Source organism: Nocardia alba NBRC 108234 (assembly GCF_001612665.1).
GTDB classification, from domain to species: Bacteria; Actinomycetota; Actinomycetes; order Mycobacteriales; family Mycobacteriaceae; genus Nocardia; species Nocardia alba.
Genome location: NZ_BDAX01000004.1, coordinates 112,663 through 129,812 on the forward strand (window position 1 = coordinate 112,663; position 17,150 = coordinate 129,812).

A 17,150-nucleotide genomic window follows, 5' to 3' on the forward strand; every position below is an offset into this window, starting at 1 on the left:
GAGGCTTCAGTGCCCAGCCATGCCAGCGCACGGATCACGAAGGTACTCGTAGCTAACCGCGGCGAGATCGCGGTTCGCGTGATCCGGGCTGCCAAGGACGCGGGAATCACCAGCGTCGCGGTGTACGCCGAGCCCGATGCCGACGCTCCCTTCGTGAAGCTCGCCGACGAGGCGTTCGCCCTCGGCGGTCAGACCTCCGCCGAGTCGTACCTCGTGTTCGACAAGATCCTCGACGCCGCGGCCAAGTCCGGCGCCGACGCGATCCACCCCGGCTACGGTTTCCTTTCCGAGAACGCCGACTTCGCCCAGGCCGTCATCGACGCCGGGCTGATCTGGATCGGCCCGTCGCCGCAGTCCATCCGCGACCTGGGTGACAAGGTCACCGCGCGCCACATCGCCGAGAAGGCGAAGGCGCCGATGGCCGCCGGTACCAAGGACCCGGTCAAGAACGCCGACGAGGTCGTCGCGTTCGCCAAGGAATACGGCGTCCCGGTGGCCATCAAGGCCGCCTTCGGTGGCGGTGGCCGCGGCATGAAGGTCGCCCACACCATCGAGGAGATCCCCGAGCTGTTCGAGTCGGCGACCCGTGAGGCCATCGCCGCCTTCGGGCGCGGCGAGTGCTTCGTCGAGCAGTACCTCGACAAGGCCCGCCACGTCGAAGCCCAGGTCATCGCCGACCAGCACGGCAACGTGGTCGTCGCCGGTACCCGCGACTGCTCGCTGCAGCGCCGATTCCAGAAGCTCGTCGAGGAGGCGCCCGCGCCGTTCCTGTCCGACGAGGTTCGCGCCGCCATCCACGAGTCGGCCAAGCGCATCTGCCGCGAGGCGGGCTACTACGGCGCGGGCACGGTGGAGTACCTGGTGCAGGGCGAGACCGTGTCGTTCCTCGAGGTGAACACCCGCCTGCAGGTGGAGCACCCGGTCACCGAGGAGACCGCGGGCATCGACCTGGTGCGTCAGCAGTTCGCGATCGCCAACGGCGAGGAACTGAGCATCAAGGAAGACCCGACCCCGCGCGGCCACTCGTTCGAATTCCGGATCAACGGCGAGGACGCCGGTCGCGGCTTCCTGCCCGCTCCCGGCCCGGTGAACGTCTACCGCGAGCCCACTGGTCCCGGCGTACGCGTCGACTCCGGTGTGGTCCAGGGCAGCGTCATCGGTGGTCAGTTCGACTCGATGCTGGCCAAGCTGATCGTGACCGGCGAGAACCGTGAGCAGGCGCTGCAGCGTGCCCGCCGCGCGCTGGCCGAGTTCGAGGTCGATGGCCTGGCGACGGTGATCCCGTTCCACCGCGCGGTCATCGAGGACCCGGCCTTCATCGGCAGTGTCGATGAAAAGACCGGCCAGAAGTCCTTTGATATCTACACCAAGTGGATCGAGAACGAGTGGACCAACACCGTCGAGCCCTACACCGCCGGTGGCGCGTCCGCCGATGACGACGACGATCTGCCCCGGCAGAAGGTTGTCGTCGAGGTCGGTGGCCGTCGCGTCGAGGTGTCGCTGCCCGGTCAGTTCACCCTCGGCGGCGGCGCGGCCGCGGCCGGCAACGGTGTGGTGCGCAAGAAGCCGAAGGCGCGCAAGCGTGGCGGCGCGGGCGCGGGTGCCGCATCGGGCGACGCGGTGACCGCGCCGATGCAGGGCACCGTCGTGAAGGTCGCGGTCGAAGAGGGCCAGACCGTCGAAGCGGGCGACCTGATCGTGGTGCTCGAGGCCATGAAGATGGAGAACCCGGTCAACGCGCACAAGGCCGGTGTCGTCACCGGGCTGGCCGTCGCGACGGGTGCGGCGATCACCCAGGGCACTGTCCTGGCGGAGATCAAGTAGAAAATCTCACCAACGGGCGCCGGTCTCCGAGGACCGGCGCCCGTTGGCGTTCGCGGGGGTGAACGGACGGCGAAGATCACCTGTATCCACCGGGAGTGGGTGAAGATTCTGTCGTAGGGTGGGTCGGGTGACCAGTACTGCGTACACCGACCTGGACCCGCTCTCGACGCCGGGTTCGGCAACGGTGGCCGAGGTCATCCAGGCTCGCCGGGAAGCCGGTAGTCGCGCCGACGGCAATCGCCTCGCGCTGGTGATCGAGGGCGGTGGCAGCCGCGGTGTGTACTCCAGCGGCATGGTGCAGGCGCTGGAGGAGCTGGGTCTGGCGAAGATCTTCGACGCCGTGTACGGCACCTCGGCCGGAGCGATCAATGGGGCGTGGTTGCTGTGCGGGCGGGCGGCGACCGGGATGCGATCGTGGACCGATCCGGCGATCATGCGCCGTGTGGTCGACCCGGTGCGGATCTTCCGCGGTCGGCCCGTCTTCGATCTGCACTACCTGGTGCATCGCGTGTACGACGGTATCGAGCCGATGGACTTCCCCGCCATCCTGGCCAATCCCACCACCTTCCACCCCATCGCGACCGATATCCGCACCGGGCAGTCGGTGGACCTCGGGCCCTACATCACCGACAAACAGACCCTCATGACGGCGCTGCGGGCCTCCGCGGGCCTTCCACTGCTGGCGGGACCACCCGTCGCGCTCGCGGGCAGCAGCTACTTCGACGGCGGTCTCACCGAAACCATCCCGATCCGTACCGCGGTGGCCGCGGGCACCACCCACGCTCTGGTCCTGCGCACCCGCCGGACCGATGAACTGCGCCCGCCAGCTCCCCTGCTGCATCGGGTGATCGGCGGCGGTTACATGCGTGCCATCGCGCCCGGCGCGTTCCGGGCCTGGAGTAAGCGGCCGGGTCAGCAGGCGATGGAGGACAGCTACCTCGACGGCCTGGGCGAGCAAGTCCTCCAGGTCCACCCACCCGCCGGCTCCCCGGCCATCGACAGCGCGGCCCGCGACACCGACCTGCTCACGCGCGCCCTCGACATCGGCCGCACGGCGGTTCATTCCCTGCTCGGCGGCGGCACCCTCCGCACAGCCTGACCTCGGCTCGACCGCACCCGTCCGGAGCCGCGGCCTCGGCAGGCACCGCCCGGCAATCGAACACTAGGCTGCTCGTGTGGAACCGATCGAGATCAACGCAGGGTCCTGGTATCTGCGCGCGCTGCGCGCCGACGAGCGCATCGACGACCGACCCGCGCTGGCCGATGGCGGCGTCACCGATCCCGACTACGTGGCCACCCGGTCCGCGCAGTGGGCGGATGAGTCGCACTTCTCCTGGGCGGTCTGCGTGCCGACGACGGCGGAGATGGTCGCCGAGATCGGCGTGACCCCGGGCCCCGACGACACCGCGGCCGTCACCGGGTGGGCCCGTCCAGGCGAGGACGAGGCGCTGGCCGCCGGTCTGGCCTCCGTTCACCGCTTCGTCGCGGGCGCACTCGGATTGACCGCCGTGCCCGCCTGAGTTACCGGCGTTCTCGCGTGAGCACCGCGTCGAGTGCGTCGACGGCCGCACTCAATTCGTCTTCGGTAACCGTCAGCGGCGGACGGAAACGGATGCCGCGCTCGCCCGTACCGAGCAGCAGCACGTGCTCACGCTCGCGCAGTTGCGCCACCACCCGATCGCGCAGCTCGGGCGAGGCCAGCGTCACCGCGCACATCAGCCCGCGACCACGCGCCTCACCGACCGTGTCGGGGTGCGCGGCGACCAGCTCGCCGAGCCGGTCGAGCAGGAACGCGCCCAGCGGACCTACGCCCTCGATCAGCCGATCCTGTTCCAGCACTTCGAGAATGCGTCGAGTGCGCACCATGTCGGTGAGGTTGCCGCCCCAGGTGGAGTTGAGTCGTGAGCTCACCCGGAAGACATTGTCGGCCACCTCGTCGACCCGGCCGCCTGCCATGATCCCGCAGATCTGGGTCTTCTTGCCGAAGGCCACCACGTCGGGCGTGACACCCAATTGCTGGAAGGCCCAGGTGGTTCCGGTCAGGCCGACGCCGGTCTGCACCTCATCGAGGACGAACAGCGCGTCGTTGGCGTGGCACAACCGTTGCATCGCGGCGAGGAATTCCGGCCGCAGATGACGGTCGCCGCCTTCGCCCTGGATCGGTTCGGCGATGAAACAGGCGATGTCGTGCGGGCTGTCGGCGAACGCCTGTTCGGCCTGGGCCAGCGCCCGCGCTTCGAGGGCGGCGATATCGGGGCCCGCGAAGGTGTGCGGTGTGTCGATTCGCGGCCACTCGAACTTCGGGAATCGCGCGGTCTTGACGGGGTCGGTGTTGGTGAGCGACAACGTATATCCGCTCCGGCCATGAAATGCGCCCGTCAGGTGCAGCACCTTGGTACCGAGTTCCGGTGCACGACTGTGCAATTGGTTGTGCCGACTCTTCCAGTCGAAAGCGACTTTCAACGCGTTCTCCACCGCGAGCGCGCCGCCGTCGACGAAGAACAGGTGCGGCAGGCGCGGATCACCGAGCACGCGGGCGAAGGTATCGACGAAGCGGGCCATCTCGACGGTGTAGATGTCGGAGTTGCTCGGTTTGTTCAGCGCGGCGGTGGCCAGTTCGGCGAGAAAATCTTCGTCGCCGGCCAGTGCGGGGTGGTTCATCCCGAGTGCGTTCGAGGCGAAGAAACCGAACATATCGAGGTAGCTCGTGCCGTCGCGCTCGTCGACGAGCGTGCGACCGTGCGATCGGTGTAGGTCGAGCACCAGCTCGAAACCGTCCGCGAGGATGTGCGAGGACAGGATTTCGTGGACCCGGTCGGCGGGGATGACCGCCGCGCCAGGACGCTCCAGTTCGATGGTCATGAAACCGACGATACGCAAATTTTTACGGAAGTTCTACGTAATTACGAATCAAATTACGGACAATCTCTACCTGTCATAGAATGTCTGCAGGATGATGGTGCTGCGGGTGTGCACGTTGGCCGTGGCCCTGATCTCCTGCAGCAGATGTTCCAGATGCCGAGGCGAGGCCACCCGCACCAGCAGGACGTAGCTCTCCTCGCCCGCCACCGAGTGGCACCCCTCGATGCCGGGGATGTGCTGCAACAGGGCGGGCGCGTCGTCGGGCTGGGACGGATCGAGAGGAGTGATAGCGACGAACGCCGACAACAAGTGCCCCAGCGCTTCGGGGTCCACCTGCGCCGCGTACCCGCGGATCACGCCGCGCGCTTCGAGCCTGCGCACCCGCGATTGCACCGCGGAGACCGAAAGGCTGGCTTTCTCGGCCAGATTCGACAGTGTGGCGCGACCGTCTGCCATCAGTTCTTTGATCAATAGTCGATCGATGTCGTCGAGCTGGGGTCGAGCCGGTGTATCCGCCATCAGCGAAGGCTAACGCAGCGTGGGGCTCACGCGGGGAAAACTTCTTGCCGCTCCCCACCGAATTCTCCCGAACTTTTCCGTGAGTCGTACCAAACAGCAGAAGGTGAGCAGAGTACCGATGACGCAGACCGTGAACTTCTCCGAGCAGCTCTCCTTGCGGGCCAGGGCGCTACTGCACGGCCTCGGCGCCGCTGTACCGGAGCCCGGCCCGTTGCCTGCACGCACGCCGATCTCCGGCGGCGTCCTGTTGTCGCTTGCCGTCGACGCCCCCGTCGACGTCGATGCCGCGATCGGCCGCGCCGCCACCGCGTTCGAGACCTGGCGCACCGTCCCGGCACCGGTGCGAGCGGGCTTGGTGCGCAGGCTGGCCCAATTGCTGGTGGCCCATCGGGACGAACTGGCCGAGCTGGTGACCTTGGAGGCGGGCAAGATCGGCCCCGAGGCGCTGGGCGAGGTGCAGGAGATGATCGATGTCTGCGAGTTCGCGATCGGGCTCTCGCGCCAGCTCTACGGCGCCACAATGCCTTCCGAGCGCCCCGGTCACCGGCTCATGGAGACGTGGCACCCGCTCGGCGTCGTCGGGGTGATCTCGGCGTTCAATTTCCCTGTCGCGGTATGGGCTTGGAATACCGCGATCGCCCTGGTGTGCGGCGACACGGTGGTGTGGAAGCCCTCGGAAACCACACCGTTGACGGCGCTGGCCTGCCACACGCTGTTGCGGCGCGCGGCGGTCGATGTGGGCGCGGATCCCGCTGTGCACCAACTGATCCAGGGCGATGCGAGTGTCGGGGCGGCGTTGGTCGATGATGGCCGGGTCGCCCTGGTGAGCGCGACGGGCTCGGTGCGGATGGGCGCCGCCGTCGCCCCACGGGTAGCCGGGCGCTTCGGACGGTGCCTGCTCGAGCTGGGCGGCAACAACGCCGCGATCGTCGCGCCGAGCGCCGATCTGGAGCTGGCGGTGCGCGGCATCGTCTTCGCCGCGGCGGGGACGGCGGGCCAGCGGTGCACGAGTCTGCGACGGTTGATCGTGCATCGTTCGATCGCCGACCGACTGGTCGAAAGACTCGCGGCGGCGTACAGCCAACTCCCCGTGGGCAATCCACTCGACGACGGTGTGCTGGTCGGGCCGCTGATCGATGAGCGCGCCTTCGCCGCGATGCAGAAGGCGCTGGTCGGTTCGGTGGCCGAGGGCGGCGACATCATCTGCGGCGGTGAGCGAATCGAGACGCTCGGACCCGACGCCTACTATGTGCGGCCCGCCCTCGTTCGCATGCCCGGGCAGACCGAACTCGTGCGTGAGGAAACCTTCGCGCCGATTCTGTATGTGCTCACCTACGACGAACTCGACGAGGCCATCGCCATCAACAACGGTGTGACCCAGGGACTTTCCTCGTCGATCTTCACTCTCGACCAGCGTGAGGCCGAACAGTTCCTCGCCGGTTCGGACTGCGGCATCGCCAATGTCAACATCGGAACATCGGGCGCGGAGATCGGCGGCGCGTTCGGCGGGGAGAAACAGACCGGTGGCGGTCGGGAGTCGGGCTCCGATTCCTGGAAGGCCTACATGCGCCGCGCCACCAACACGGTCAACTACTCCACCGAACTCCCGCTCGCCCAGGGCATCCATTTCGGCTGATCAGGCCAGCGATTTCGCCTTCCACCCCACCCCGTGTAAAGTGGTATTTGCAACGCGGGATGGAGCAGCTCGGTAGCTCGCTGGGCTCATAACCCAGAGGTCGCAGGTTCAAATCCTGTTCCCGCTACTACGAAGAAGGCCCCGGAGTTCTTACTCCGGGGCCTTCTTCGTTATCCGTTGCCGAGCCGCAGGGTCCAGGTCCCCCGGTAGTGCAGCCGGGTGATGCTCGCGGGCGGAACATCCATGCGCCAGAACGACTTCGCCGGTGCGTCGAGCACCACGAGCAGCGCGGCGCGCACCACGGCCGGATGCGTCACCGCCACGGTGTTGCGACCCGAGGTGGCGATCTCGGCCAGCCAGAAGCGCACCCGCTCGACCAGATCGGTGATCGATTCCCCACCGTGCCCGCGGAATTCGGGATCGGTGAGCCAGGCGAACAACTGGTCCTGCGCAAGTTCGCCCATCGCACTACCCCGCCACGCCCCGGCATCGAGATCCCGTAATCGCACATCCTGTTCGCCGGCCAGGCCCAACTCCTCGGCCGTCTCGCGAACGCGCCGTTCCGGTCCGGTCCGGACCAACGCGTCCGCCAGCGGCGCGCAGGCCCGCACCGCGGCCCGCCCCGACTCGTCGAGGGCTTCATCAACAGGAAAACGCGCCTTACGTACCGCCTCGGTAAGGCCATGGCCGACAAGGTCGACTCTCAGCACCGTTTGCACGAGAGTCGAGGGTAGCGACGAATGCGATCCACGCCACAACCCGGGCGCCACGCCGCCCCGGTCATCGGATGTTCGCGCTGGTCGGGGCGCATGATGGCGGCGAAGTTGTCGGTGGGTCGGTGCACACTTGGTGCTATGGATCGGTTCTCCCCCGCGACAGCACAGTGGTTCGACGGCGCCTTCCCCAGCGCGACGTCGGCCCAGCTCGGCGCGTGGGATGCCATCGCCGCCGGCGAGAACACACTGGTGATCGCGCCGACCGGGTCGGGTAAGACCCTGTCGGCGTTCCTGTGGGCCATCGATCAGCTGGCTCACCGGGACCCACCCGAGCCGGGAGCGGCGCGGAGCACGTCGGTGCTCTATGTGTCACCGTTGAAGGCGCTGGCGGTGGACGTGGAACGCAATCTGCGGGCGCCGCTGGTAGGGGTGACGCAGACGGCGAAACGGCTGGGGCTCGACCCGCCGGACATCTCGGTGGGGGTGCGCTCCGGTGACACCCCGCCCGCCCAACGCCGGGCCATGCTGCGTACCCCGCCGGATATTCTCATCACGACCCCCGAGTCGCTGTTCCTGTTGTTGACCTCGGCCGCTCGCGAGACGCTGGCCCGGGTCCACACCGTGATCGTCGACGAGGTGCATGCCATCGCGGGCTCCAAGCGTGGCGCGCATCTGGCGTTGTCGCTGGCGCGGCTGGATCAGCTCACCGACAAGCCCGCGCAGCGGATCGGATTGTCGGCGACGGTCCGCCCGCCCGAGGAGGTGGGGCGGTTCCTGGTCGGGAACGCGCCGATCACCATTGTGCGTCCGCCCGCGCCGAAGACCTTCGATCTGTCGGTGCGGGTGCCGGTGGCCGATATGACCGATCCCGGAGGCGACTCCGACCAGCCGGGTTCGATCTGGCCGCATGTCGACGAGGCCATCGTCGAATTGGTACTCGAGCATCGGTCCTCGATCGTGTTCGCCAACTCCCGACGGCTCTCCGAACGGCTGACCGCGCGGCTCAACGAGACCTATTCCGCCCGGCTCGGCGAGCCGGTGGAGACCGAGCACAAGCCACCCGCCCAGCTCGGACCGTCCACCGAGGTGATCCACGGAGCCGACCACCTGTTGGCGCGCGCCCATCACGGGTCGGTCAGCAAGGAACAGCGCGCCATCATCGAGGACGACCTCAAGACCGGTCGCCTGCGTTGCGTGGTGGCCACCAGCAGTCTCGAACTCGGCATCGATATGGGTGCGGTGGACCTGGTGGTCCAGGTGGAGGCGCCGCCCTCGGTGGCCAGCGGGCTGCAACGGGTGGGGCGGGCCGGGCACCAGGTGGGTGAGATCTCGCGGGGCGTGCTGTTCCCCAAACACCGCACCGACGTGATCCACTGCACCGTCGCCGCCCAGCGCATGCTCGCGGGAGAGATCGAGAAGCTGCAGATCCCCGCGCATCCGCTCGACATCCTCGCCCAGCAGACGGTGGCCGCCTGCGCCCTCGAACCCGTCGACGTCGACGCCTGGTTCGATATCGTCCGCTCCACCGGAAGCTACGCGAATCTGCCCCGCTCGGCCTACGAATCGGTGCTCGACCTGCTGGCCGGGCGCTATCCGTCCGACGAGTTCGCCGAACTGCGTCCGCGCGTGGTGTGGGACCGCGACGCGGGCACCATCACCGGCCGTCCCGGCGCCCAGCGCCTGGCGGTGACCTCCGGCGGCGCGATCCCCGACCGTGGGATGTTCGCGGTGTTCATGGTGGGTGAGAAGGTCTCGCGGGTAGGCGAACTCGATGAGGAGATGGTCTACGAATCGCGGGTGGGCGATGTGTTCGCGCTGGGTGCGACGAGTTGGCGGATCGAGGAGATCACCTTCGATCGGGTGCTGGTCTCGCCCGCGTTCGGGCTGCCGGGGCGGTTGCCGTTCTGGCACGGTGACGGGCTGGGGCGACCGGCCGAGTTGGGCGCCGCACTGGGCGAATTCGTGCGAACCGCAGGTCGAGTACCCGCCGATGAGCTGAGCAGGATCGTGGCGGACATCGGAGTCGCGCCCGCCGCACGGTCATCGACGGCGTCGGAGCCGATACCACTGGTCGCCGCCATGTCGGAGCTTTCCGGCCCGCCCGACGACGTTGTGGAAACGACAGGCGACGCGAAGAGCGGTGCCCGGGCGAAAGCGTCCGGTAGGCGAACCTCCGCCGCGCCGAAGGGGTCTCGCGCGAAGTCCTCGTCGGCCACGCACAGCAGCTCGGCGGCGAGCTTCGAGGAACTGGTGCGCACTGCCGGACTCGATCAGAACGCGACGGCCAATCTGGTGAGCTTGCTCGAGGAACAGCGCAGTGCCACCGGACAATTGCCGACCGACCGGACACTGGTCGTGGAACGGTTCCGCGATGAGCTCGGCGACTGGCGCCTGGTCCTGCACTCGCCCTACGGCACCCCGGTACACGCGCCGTGGGCGCTGGCGGTGGGCGCGCGGCTCCAGGAACAGTTCGGCATCGACGCCGCCCCGACCGCCTCCGACGACGGCATCGTGGTGCGCCTGCCCGATACCACCGATCAGCCACCCGGGGCCGAGCTGTTCGCTTTCGAGCCCGACGAGATCGACGAGATCGTCACCGAACAGGTCGGTGGCTCAGCCCTTTTCGCGTCCCGCTTCCGCGAGTGCGCCGCCAGGGCGCTGCTGCTGCCCCGCCGTGACCCCGGCAAGCGCGCGCCGCTGTGGCAGCAGCGGCAGCGCTCGGCCCAATTGCTGGACGTGGCACGCAAATTCCCGCAGTTCCCGATCCTGCTGGAAACCGTCCGCGAGTGTCTGCGCGACGTATACGACCTACCCGCCCTGCGCGAGCTGCTCACCAAGGTCGCCCGCCGCGAGATCCGCTTGATCGAGGTCGAGACCGCGAGTCCGTCCCCCTTCGCGGGCGCCCTGCTGTTCTCCTACATCGGTCAGTTCCTCTACGACGGTGACAGCCCACTGGCCGAACGCCGGGCAGCGGCACTGGCTCTGGACTCCGGCCTGCTGGCCGAACTGCTCGGCCGCGTCGAACTGCGCGAACTCCTCGACCCCGACGTCATCACCCTGACCGAGCACGAACTCCAGCGCCTCACCCCCGAACGCCGAGCCCGCGATGCCGAGGGTCTGGCCGACCTGCTCCGACTGCTCGGTCCCCTCACGCCCGGCGAAGCCGCGGCCCGCTGCGTCCCTCGACCCGGCACCGCGTCCGCCGCCCGCCACGCCGAAGCCATGGAAGGCCGAGCGCCCGACGAAGACCACACGCCCGCGGCGATCGCCGCCCGCTCCGGTGAAGAGGCGGAAGGCGAACTCGCTGCCGGTCGCGATCTCCTCGACGACTCCGACGCACCCGCGTGGTTCGCACAACTGCGGGATTCGGCTCGGGCGCTGGAGGTTTCGTTCGCGGGAAGCACCTGGTGGGTGGCGGTCGAGGATGCGGCGCGCCTGCGGGACGCACTCGGGGTCCCGTTGCCGATCGGGGTGCCCGCGGCGTTCATCGAACCGGTGCCCGATCCGCTGGGCGACCTCGTCGGTCGCTACGCGCGCACGCACGCACCGTTCACCACGGCTTCGGTCGCCGCCCGATTCGGCTTGGGCGCCGCCGTGGCCGCGACTTCGCTGCACCGTCTGCTCGCCGAGAAGCGGGTTGTGGAGGGTGAGTTCACGCCGGGGACCGCCGGCGGCGAATGGTGCGACACCCAGGTCTTGCGCCGGTTGCGCCGCCGGTCACTGGCTGCCGCGCGGCACGAGGTGGAGCCGGTTTCCACGGCGGCCTTCGCGCGCTTCCTGCCGGCCTGGCAGCACGTGGGATCCGGCGAACTGCGCGGCGTCGACGGCGTCGCGACAGTGGTGGAACAGCTTGCGGGCGTACCGATTCCGGCCTCGGCGTGGGAGTCGCTGATTTTGCCCTCCCGCGTCCGCGACTACTCCCCCGCCCTGCTGGACGAGTTGATGGCCACCGGCGAGGTGGTGTGGTCCGGCCATGGCGCAATTACCGCCCGCGACGGCTGGATCGCCCTGCACCTGGCCGACCAGGCCCCTTTCACGCTGCCCCCCGCCGATGACATCGACCCCACCGATATCCAGCTCAGCCTGCTGGGCGCCCTCGGCGCGAATCTGGAGCCATCGCCTCCCTCCGACCCGCGGCCTGATCCAGCACACGACGCAACCACCGAGTCCGGTGGCGCCACACGACTACCACCGACAGTGACCGGCGGCGGCGCCTATTTCTTCCGCCAGCTCTCCGATTCCGCGGGTCTGCTCGACGACAAGGCCGCTGGGGACGCGCTGTGGCAGCTGGTCTGGGCCGGGTACGTCTCCGGTGACACCTTCGCCCCCGTGCGTGCTCTCCTGTCCGGCACCGCCAGGGCCACCACCGCGCACCGGACGCCCCGCCGCGCTCCGCGAGGTCGCGCGTACCTGCCGCGACCGTCTATGCCGACCAGGTCGGGGCCGCCGACGCTGGCCGGACGCTGGTCGATCCTGCCCGAACGCGTGCGGGACAACACCGTTCGCGCCCACGCCACCGCCGATCAACTGCTCGAACGCTACGGCGTGCTGACTCGCGGTTCGGTGCAGAACGAAGGGATCGCCGGCGGTTTCCAGCTGATGTACCGGGTGCTCACCGAGTTCGAGGATCGCGGCCGGTGCAGGCGCGGCTATTTCGTCGACACGCTGGGCGGCGCCCAGTTCTCCACCACCGACACCGTCGACCGCCTCCGTTCGTTCGACACCGACCGCGACAACACGAGAGCCGGCGTCGCCCTGGCCCTCGCCGCGTGTGACCCCGCCAACCCCTACGGCGCCGCGCTGCCGTGGCCCAAGGGCGACGGCGACAGCGGCCATCGGCCGGGCCGCAAGGCGGGCGCGTTGGTGGTTCTGGTCGGCGGCGAACTGGTGCTCTACTCGGAGCGCGGCGGCAAGACGCTGCTCAGCTTCACCGAGGACATCGGCCTGCGCCGGGCGGCGGCGTTCGCGCTGGCCGGGCTGGTGCGCGATCGCCGGGTCGACAGCCTGGTGATCGACAAGGTCAACGGAGACACGGTGCACGGCAACCTCTTCGCCGAAGTCCTGATCGAAGCCGGCTTCTCGATGACGCCGAGCGGTCTGCGACTGCGCAGGCAGGTGTAGCCCGATGCCAGAGGGCGACACCGTCTTCCGCGCCGCCGAGCGCCTGCGTACCGGGCTGGCCGGTAAAACCCTGACCCGCAGCGATTTCCGGGTCCCGCGCTACGCCACGGTGGATCTGGTCGGCGACCTCGTCGAGGAGGTCGCCAGCTACGGCAAGCACCTGTTCATCCGCACCGATCGCGTGAGCGTCCACACCCACCTGAAAATGGAGGGCGTGTGGCGGGTGTTCCATCGCGGTCAGCGCTGGACCAAGCCGCCGGTCACCGCACGCCTGGTCCTGGCCAATGACGAGGTCGAGGCCGTCGGGTTCTCGCTCGGTAAGGTTCAGGTGCTGGCGCGCGCCGACGAACACACCGTCATCGACCATCTCGGTCCGGATCTCCTCGGGCCGAACTGGGATCCGGCCGAGGCGCTACGCAGACTGACCGCCCACCCACGCCGTGCTGTCGGTCTGGCCCTGCTCGACCAGCGCAATCTGGCCGGCATCGGCAATATCTATCGCAGTGAGATCTGTTTCCTGCGTCGCGTCCACCCCACCACTCCCATCGGGGAGATTCCCGATCTCCCCGCGCTCGTCGACGAGGCTCATCGCGTCCTCGGCAAAGCCGCGCACCAACCACCGTGGCGGCCCATGGTGTACGCCCGGACCCGTCGACCATGCCCGCGCTGCGGCACCGCCATCGCCTCCCAGCCGCTCGGCGAGGACGACCCGGGCGACCGCGTCAGTCAGCGCGAACGCGGCATCTACTTCTGCCCGCGCTGTCAGCCCCGCCCGTGACCGCACCGGGTGCCGTGGCAGGACCGCTCCCGAGGGCGTCAGGCCGTTGCCGAAGCCGAGGCCGCCCGGCACCCGTGCGGCTGCGCTGGCCGCCCGTTCGCCCGGTCCGGATCAGCGGTCCTGCGGCACCGGTTCCAGTAGCTGCGGACGCGGCTCCGGAGCGGCGATCCGCAGCGCGTCGGCCGACGTGTCGTCCGGCTGGGTCTGCGATTCGATCTCGGCCCGCACACGCGCCTGGTACGTCGATACCTCGCGGTCGATGTCATCGGCGTCCCACCCGAGGACCGGTGCCACGAGGTGGGCGACCTGCTCGGCGCTGTTCGCGCCGCGATCGGAGTATTCGATCGAGATCCTGGTCCGGCGGGCCAGGATGTCGTCGAGGTGCAGCGCGCCCTCCGCGGCGACCGCGTAGACCGCTTCGACCTGCAGGTACGCCGGCGCGTCGGTAATCGGTTGCAGGAGTTCGGGTTTGCCCTCGGCCATCGCGAGCACCTCATCGACGAGGGAGCCGTAGCGGTCGAGCAGGTGCGTCATCCGATACGGATGGATGCCGTAGCGCTGCGCGAGCTGCACCGTCTGGTTGACCAGCGCGAAGTAGCCGTCGGCGCCCAGCAGCGCCACCTTCTCGGTGATCGACGGCGACACGCGCGCCGGAATGTCCTGTGCCGCTTCATCCATCGCGTCAGCCGCCATCACCCGGTAGGTGGTGTACTTGCCGCCCGCGATGCTCACCAGCCCGGGCGCGACCCTGGCCACGGCGTGCTCGCGCGAGAGCTTGGATGTCTCGTCGTTCTCCCCCGCGAGCAGGGGGCGTAGGCCCGCGTACACGCCATCGATATCGCCGTGCGTGAGCGGGGTGACCAGCACTTCGTTGACCCGGTCGAGCAGATAGTCGATATCGGCCTTGGTCGCCGCGGGGTGGGCGAGGTCGAGGTTCCAGTCGGTGTCGGTGGTTCCGATGATCCAGTGCGCGCCCCACGGGATGAGGAACAGCACCGAGCTGGTGGTGCGCAGGATGATCGCGGCATCGCTGACGATGCGGTCGCGCGGCACCACGATGTGCACGCCCTTGGACGCGCGCACATGGAATCGGCCGCGTTGACGCGACAGGCTCTGCACCTCGTCGGTCCATACGCCCGTCGCGTTGATCACCACACTCGCGCGCGCCTCGCCGGTGCGCCCGTCCTCGGTGTCACGCAGTTTCACACCGACGACCCGGTCGGCTTCGCGCAGGAATCCGACGACCTGCGTGGAGGTGCGGATGACGGCGCCGTAGTGCGCGGCGGTGCGGGCGACCGTCATGGTGTGCCGGGCGTCGTCGACGACGGTGTCGTAGTAGGTGACGCCGCCGATCATCGAATCCCGGCGCAGGCCGGGCGCCAGCCGCAGCGCGCCGTGTCGGGTCAGATGATGCTGTCCTGGGACGGATTTCGCGCCACCCATGGTGTCGTACAGCGTGAGACCCGCGGCCACATACGGGCGCTCCCACCCGCGATGGGTGAGCGGGTACAGGAAGCGGAGTGGTTTCACCAGATGCGGCGCCAGGGTGGACAACGCCAGCTCGCGTTCCTTGAGCGCTTCCCTGACCAGACCGAATTCGAGCTGTTCGAGATAGCGCAGGCCACCGTGGAACATCTTGGACGAGCGGCTCGACGTACCCGATGCGAGATCACGGGCCTCGACCAGCGCGACCGACAGCCCGCGCGTCGCGGCATCGAGGGCGATCCCCGCACCGACGACGCCGCCGCCGACAACCAGCACGTCGAACTCGTCCTTACCCAGTCGTTCCCAGGCGCTACGCCGATGCTCGGGGCCCAGATCACCGGGTCCGAGCCGGTCCTTCTTCCCGCCTGCGACCAACTCACCCGAGTGCAGGAATTCCGGTGTCTGCGACATGCTCGACTCCTCGCCGCCGACCGATTTCGGCCGGTCCCAGCCGACAGTGGGGGCAACCGCCGCGTTCGGCGGCGCCGCTGCGTACAGGCTAAACGTAGTGCCCGCCGATCGCTCGGGACGTGCGCGGCGGGCCGCGGGTCCGCACATTCTGTGCTCGCCGAACAGACCGCCGACAGGCTGGTTCGGGCCAGAGCCCTCGCACCGCCGATCCACACCGGCGGTCATCCTCGTCGACAAAGTTCGCGGGCATCGGCCCCGCTTTCGGTAGCCTGCATCAATGCGTCGCTATGTGGCCGCCATCGATCAGGGCACGACTTCGAGTCGGTGCATCATCTTCGATCGGCGGGGCCGGATCGTCGGGACCGCGCAGCGCGAGCATCGGCAGATCTTTCCCGAGCCCGGCTGGGTGGAGCACGATCCGGTGGAGGTGTGGCGCAATACCGAGTCGGTGCTCGGCGCGGCGCTGGACAACAGCCGGTGCTCGGCCGACGATCTGGCTGCGGTCGGCATCACCAATCAGCGCGAGACCACCGTGGTGTGGGATCGGGCCACCGGCGATCCCGTATACAACGCGATCGTCTGGCAGGACACGCGCACCGACCGACTGTGCACCGAGCTCGCGGGCGAGTTCGGTCCGCAGCGCTACGCGGACCGCACTGGCCTGCCGCTGTCGACCTATTTCGCCGGTCCGAAGCTGCGCTGGATCCTCGACAATGTCGACGGGGTTCGCGAACGCGCCGAAGCAGGGGATCTGTGTTTCGGCACCATGGACAGCTGGGTGCTGTGGAAGCTGACCGGTCGACACCTCACCGACGTCACCAATGCCTCGCGCACGATGCTGATGGATCTGCGCACCCTGCAATGGGATTCGCAGATCTGCGCCGATTTCGACATCCCGATGTCGCTGCTCCCGCAGATCCGCAGTTCGTCGGAGGTCTACGCCGACATCACGCGCGGGCCGTTCGAAGGCATCCCCGTCGCGGGAATTCTCGGTGACCAGCAGGCAGCCACCTTCGGCCAGGCGTGCCTGTCCCCCGGTGAAGCCAAGAACACCTACGGCACAGGCAATTTCATGCTCCTCAATACCGGAACCACGCCGGTATTCAGCAAACACGGCCTGCTCACCACCGCCTGCTACCAACTCGGCGACACCCCGGCGGTATACGCCCTCGAGGGCTCGATCGCCGTCACCGGTTCCCTGGTCCAGTGGTTGCGTGACAATCTCGGCATCATCTCCTGTGCCGAGGAAGTGGAACCATTGGCCCGCAGCGTCGACGACAACGGCGGCGCGCATTTCGTCCCCGCCTTCTCCGGCCTGTTCGCCCCCCGTTGGCGTCCCGACGCCCGCGGCGTCATCGCCGGCCTCACCCGCTTCGTCACCAAGGCCCACTTGGCAAGGGCCGCACTGGAATCCACCGCCTTCCAAACCCGCGAGGTGGTAGACGCCATGCGCGCCGATGCCGCCGCCCAGCACCTCGACCTGGAACTCACCACCCTCAAAGTCGACGGCGGCATGACCGGCAACAACCTGCTCATGCAATTCCAAGCCGACATCCTCGACGTCCCCGTGGTCCGCCCGGTAGTCCGCGAAACCACCGCTCTCGGCGCCGCCTACGCCGCAGGCCTCGCCGTCGGCTACTGGTCCGACCTCGAGGACCTCCGAGCCAACTGGACAGCCGACCACACCTGGACCCCCGCCATGCCGGAAGCCGAACGCACCCACCGCTACGCCGACTGGAACAAGGCCGTGGAACGCACCTACAACTGGGTTTGAGCGCCCCTGCCGGGCAGCTCACTC

11 protein-coding genes and 1 tRNA gene are annotated in these 17,150 nt (G+C 68.6%); 8 read left to right on the forward strand and 4 right to left on the reverse strand.

Annotated features, from left to right (window positions below):
* Positions 1-9: 9 nt before the first annotated feature.
* The 3 genes from NA12_RS07880 (at position 10) to NA12_RS07890 (ending at position 3,344) form a co-directional block, all read left to right on the forward strand.
* Positions 10-1,824, forward strand: coding sequence for an acetyl/propionyl/methylcrotonyl-CoA carboxylase subunit alpha (locus NA12_RS07880; protein WP_067447866.1), 1,815 nt, complete (start codon positions 10-12; stop codon positions 1,822-1,824).
* Positions 1,825-1,951: 127 nt separating this feature from the next.
* The gene (locus NA12_RS07885) at positions 1,952-2,923 is read left to right on the forward strand and encodes a patatin-like phospholipase family protein (RefSeq protein ID WP_084472486.1); all 972 of its coding nucleotides are present in this window, start codon (positions 1,952-1,954) and stop codon (positions 2,921-2,923) included.
* A 76-nt stretch (positions 2,924-2,999) separates the two neighbouring features.
* On the forward strand, positions 3,000-3,344 hold the full coding sequence (locus NA12_RS07890) for a hypothetical protein (RefSeq protein WP_067447868.1): 345 nt from the start codon (positions 3,000-3,002) through the stop codon (positions 3,342-3,344).
* 1 nt (position 3,345) lies between these two features.
* Here NA12_RS07890 and lat read toward each other — a convergent pair whose 3' ends face one another.
* Together lat and NA12_RS07900 are read right to left on the reverse strand one after the other, a co-directional pair.
* On the reverse strand, positions 3,346-4,686 hold the full coding sequence (gene lat / locus NA12_RS07895) for an L-lysine 6-transaminase (RefSeq protein ID WP_067448008.1): 1,341 nt from the start codon (positions 4,684-4,686) through the stop codon (positions 3,346-3,348).
* A 66-nt stretch (positions 4,687-4,752) separates the two neighbouring features.
* The gene (locus NA12_RS07900; protein WP_056818059.1) at positions 4,753-5,205 is read right to left on the reverse strand and encodes an Lrp/AsnC family transcriptional regulator; all 453 of its coding nucleotides are present in this window, start codon (positions 5,203-5,205) and stop codon (positions 4,753-4,755) included.
* 118 nt (positions 5,206-5,323) lie between these two features.
* On the opposite strand from NA12_RS07900, the gene amaB reads away from it, so the two are divergent.
* Positions 5,324-6,841 carry an L-piperidine-6-carboxylate dehydrogenase gene (amaB, locus tag NA12_RS07905; RefSeq protein WP_067447870.1) on the forward strand — a complete coding sequence of 506 codons (1,518 nt, stop codon included), beginning with the start codon at positions 5,324-5,326 and terminating at the stop codon, positions 6,839-6,841.
* Between the two features lie 53 nt (positions 6,842-6,894).
* Positions 6,895-6,968: transfer RNA gene (locus tag NA12_RS07910), tRNA-Met, on the forward strand.
* A 43-nt stretch (positions 6,969-7,011) separates the two neighbouring features.
* On the opposite strand, the gene NA12_RS07915 is transcribed toward NA12_RS07910, so the two are convergent.
* Entirely contained in the window at positions 7,012-7,560 is a 549-nt protein-coding gene (locus NA12_RS07915) for a histidine phosphatase family protein (RefSeq protein WP_067447872.1), read from the reverse strand.
* Positions 7,561-7,695: 135 nt separating this feature from the next.
* Between NA12_RS07915 and NA12_RS35025 the strand changes: the two genes are divergently transcribed.
* Together NA12_RS35025 and NA12_RS07930 are read left to right on the forward strand one after the other, a co-directional pair.
* Entirely contained in the window at positions 7,696-12,678 is a 4,983-nt protein-coding gene (locus NA12_RS35025; protein WP_084472487.1) for an Lhr family ATP-dependent helicase, read from the forward strand.
* 4 nt (positions 12,679-12,682) lie between these two features.
* A complete protein-coding gene (locus NA12_RS07930) occupies positions 12,683-13,456 on the forward strand; it encodes a DNA-formamidopyrimidine glycosylase family protein (RefSeq protein WP_067447874.1) in 774 nt (257 codons plus the stop codon).
* 111 nt (positions 13,457-13,567) lie between these two features.
* On the opposite strand, the gene glpD is transcribed toward NA12_RS07930, so the two are convergent.
* Positions 13,568-15,352, reverse strand: coding sequence for a glycerol-3-phosphate dehydrogenase (gene glpD, locus NA12_RS07935; protein WP_067447876.1), 1,785 nt, complete (start codon positions 15,350-15,352; stop codon positions 13,568-13,570).
* A 277-nt stretch (positions 15,353-15,629) separates the two neighbouring features.
* On the opposite strand from glpD, the gene glpK reads away from it, so the two are divergent.
* The gene (glpK, locus tag NA12_RS07940; protein ID WP_067447878.1) at positions 15,630-17,126 is read left to right on the forward strand and encodes a glycerol kinase GlpK; all 1,497 of its coding nucleotides are present in this window, start codon (positions 15,630-15,632) and stop codon (positions 17,124-17,126) included.
* The last annotated feature ends 24 nt before the right edge of the window (positions 17,127-17,150 follow it).

Bases quoted from the DNA above. Each gene is read 5' to 3' on its own strand.
- lat (WP_067448008.1), bottom strand. From the start codon at position 4,686: ATGACCATCGAACTGGAGCGTCCTGGCGCGGCGGTCATCCCCGCCGAC.
- NA12_RS07900 (WP_056818059.1), bottom strand. From the start codon at position 5,205: ATGGCGGATACACCGGCTCGACCCCAGCTCGACGACATCGATCGACTA.
- amaB (WP_067447870.1), top strand. From the start codon at position 5,324: ATGACGCAGACCGTGAACTTCTCCGAGCAGCTCTCCTTGCGGGCCAGG.
- NA12_RS35025 (WP_084472487.1), top strand. From the start codon at position 7,696: ATGGATCGGTTCTCCCCCGCGACAGCACAGTGGTTCGACGGCGCCTTC.
- NA12_RS07930 (WP_067447874.1), top strand. From the start codon at position 12,683: ATGCCAGAGGGCGACACCGTCTTCCGCGCCGCCGAGCGCCTGCGTACC.
- glpD (WP_067447876.1), bottom strand. From the start codon at position 15,352: ATGTCGCAGACACCGGAATTCCTGCACTCGGGTGAGTTGGTCGCAGGC.
- glpK (WP_067447878.1), top strand. From the start codon at position 15,630: ATGCGTCGCTATGTGGCCGCCATCGATCAGGGCACGACTTCGAGTCGG.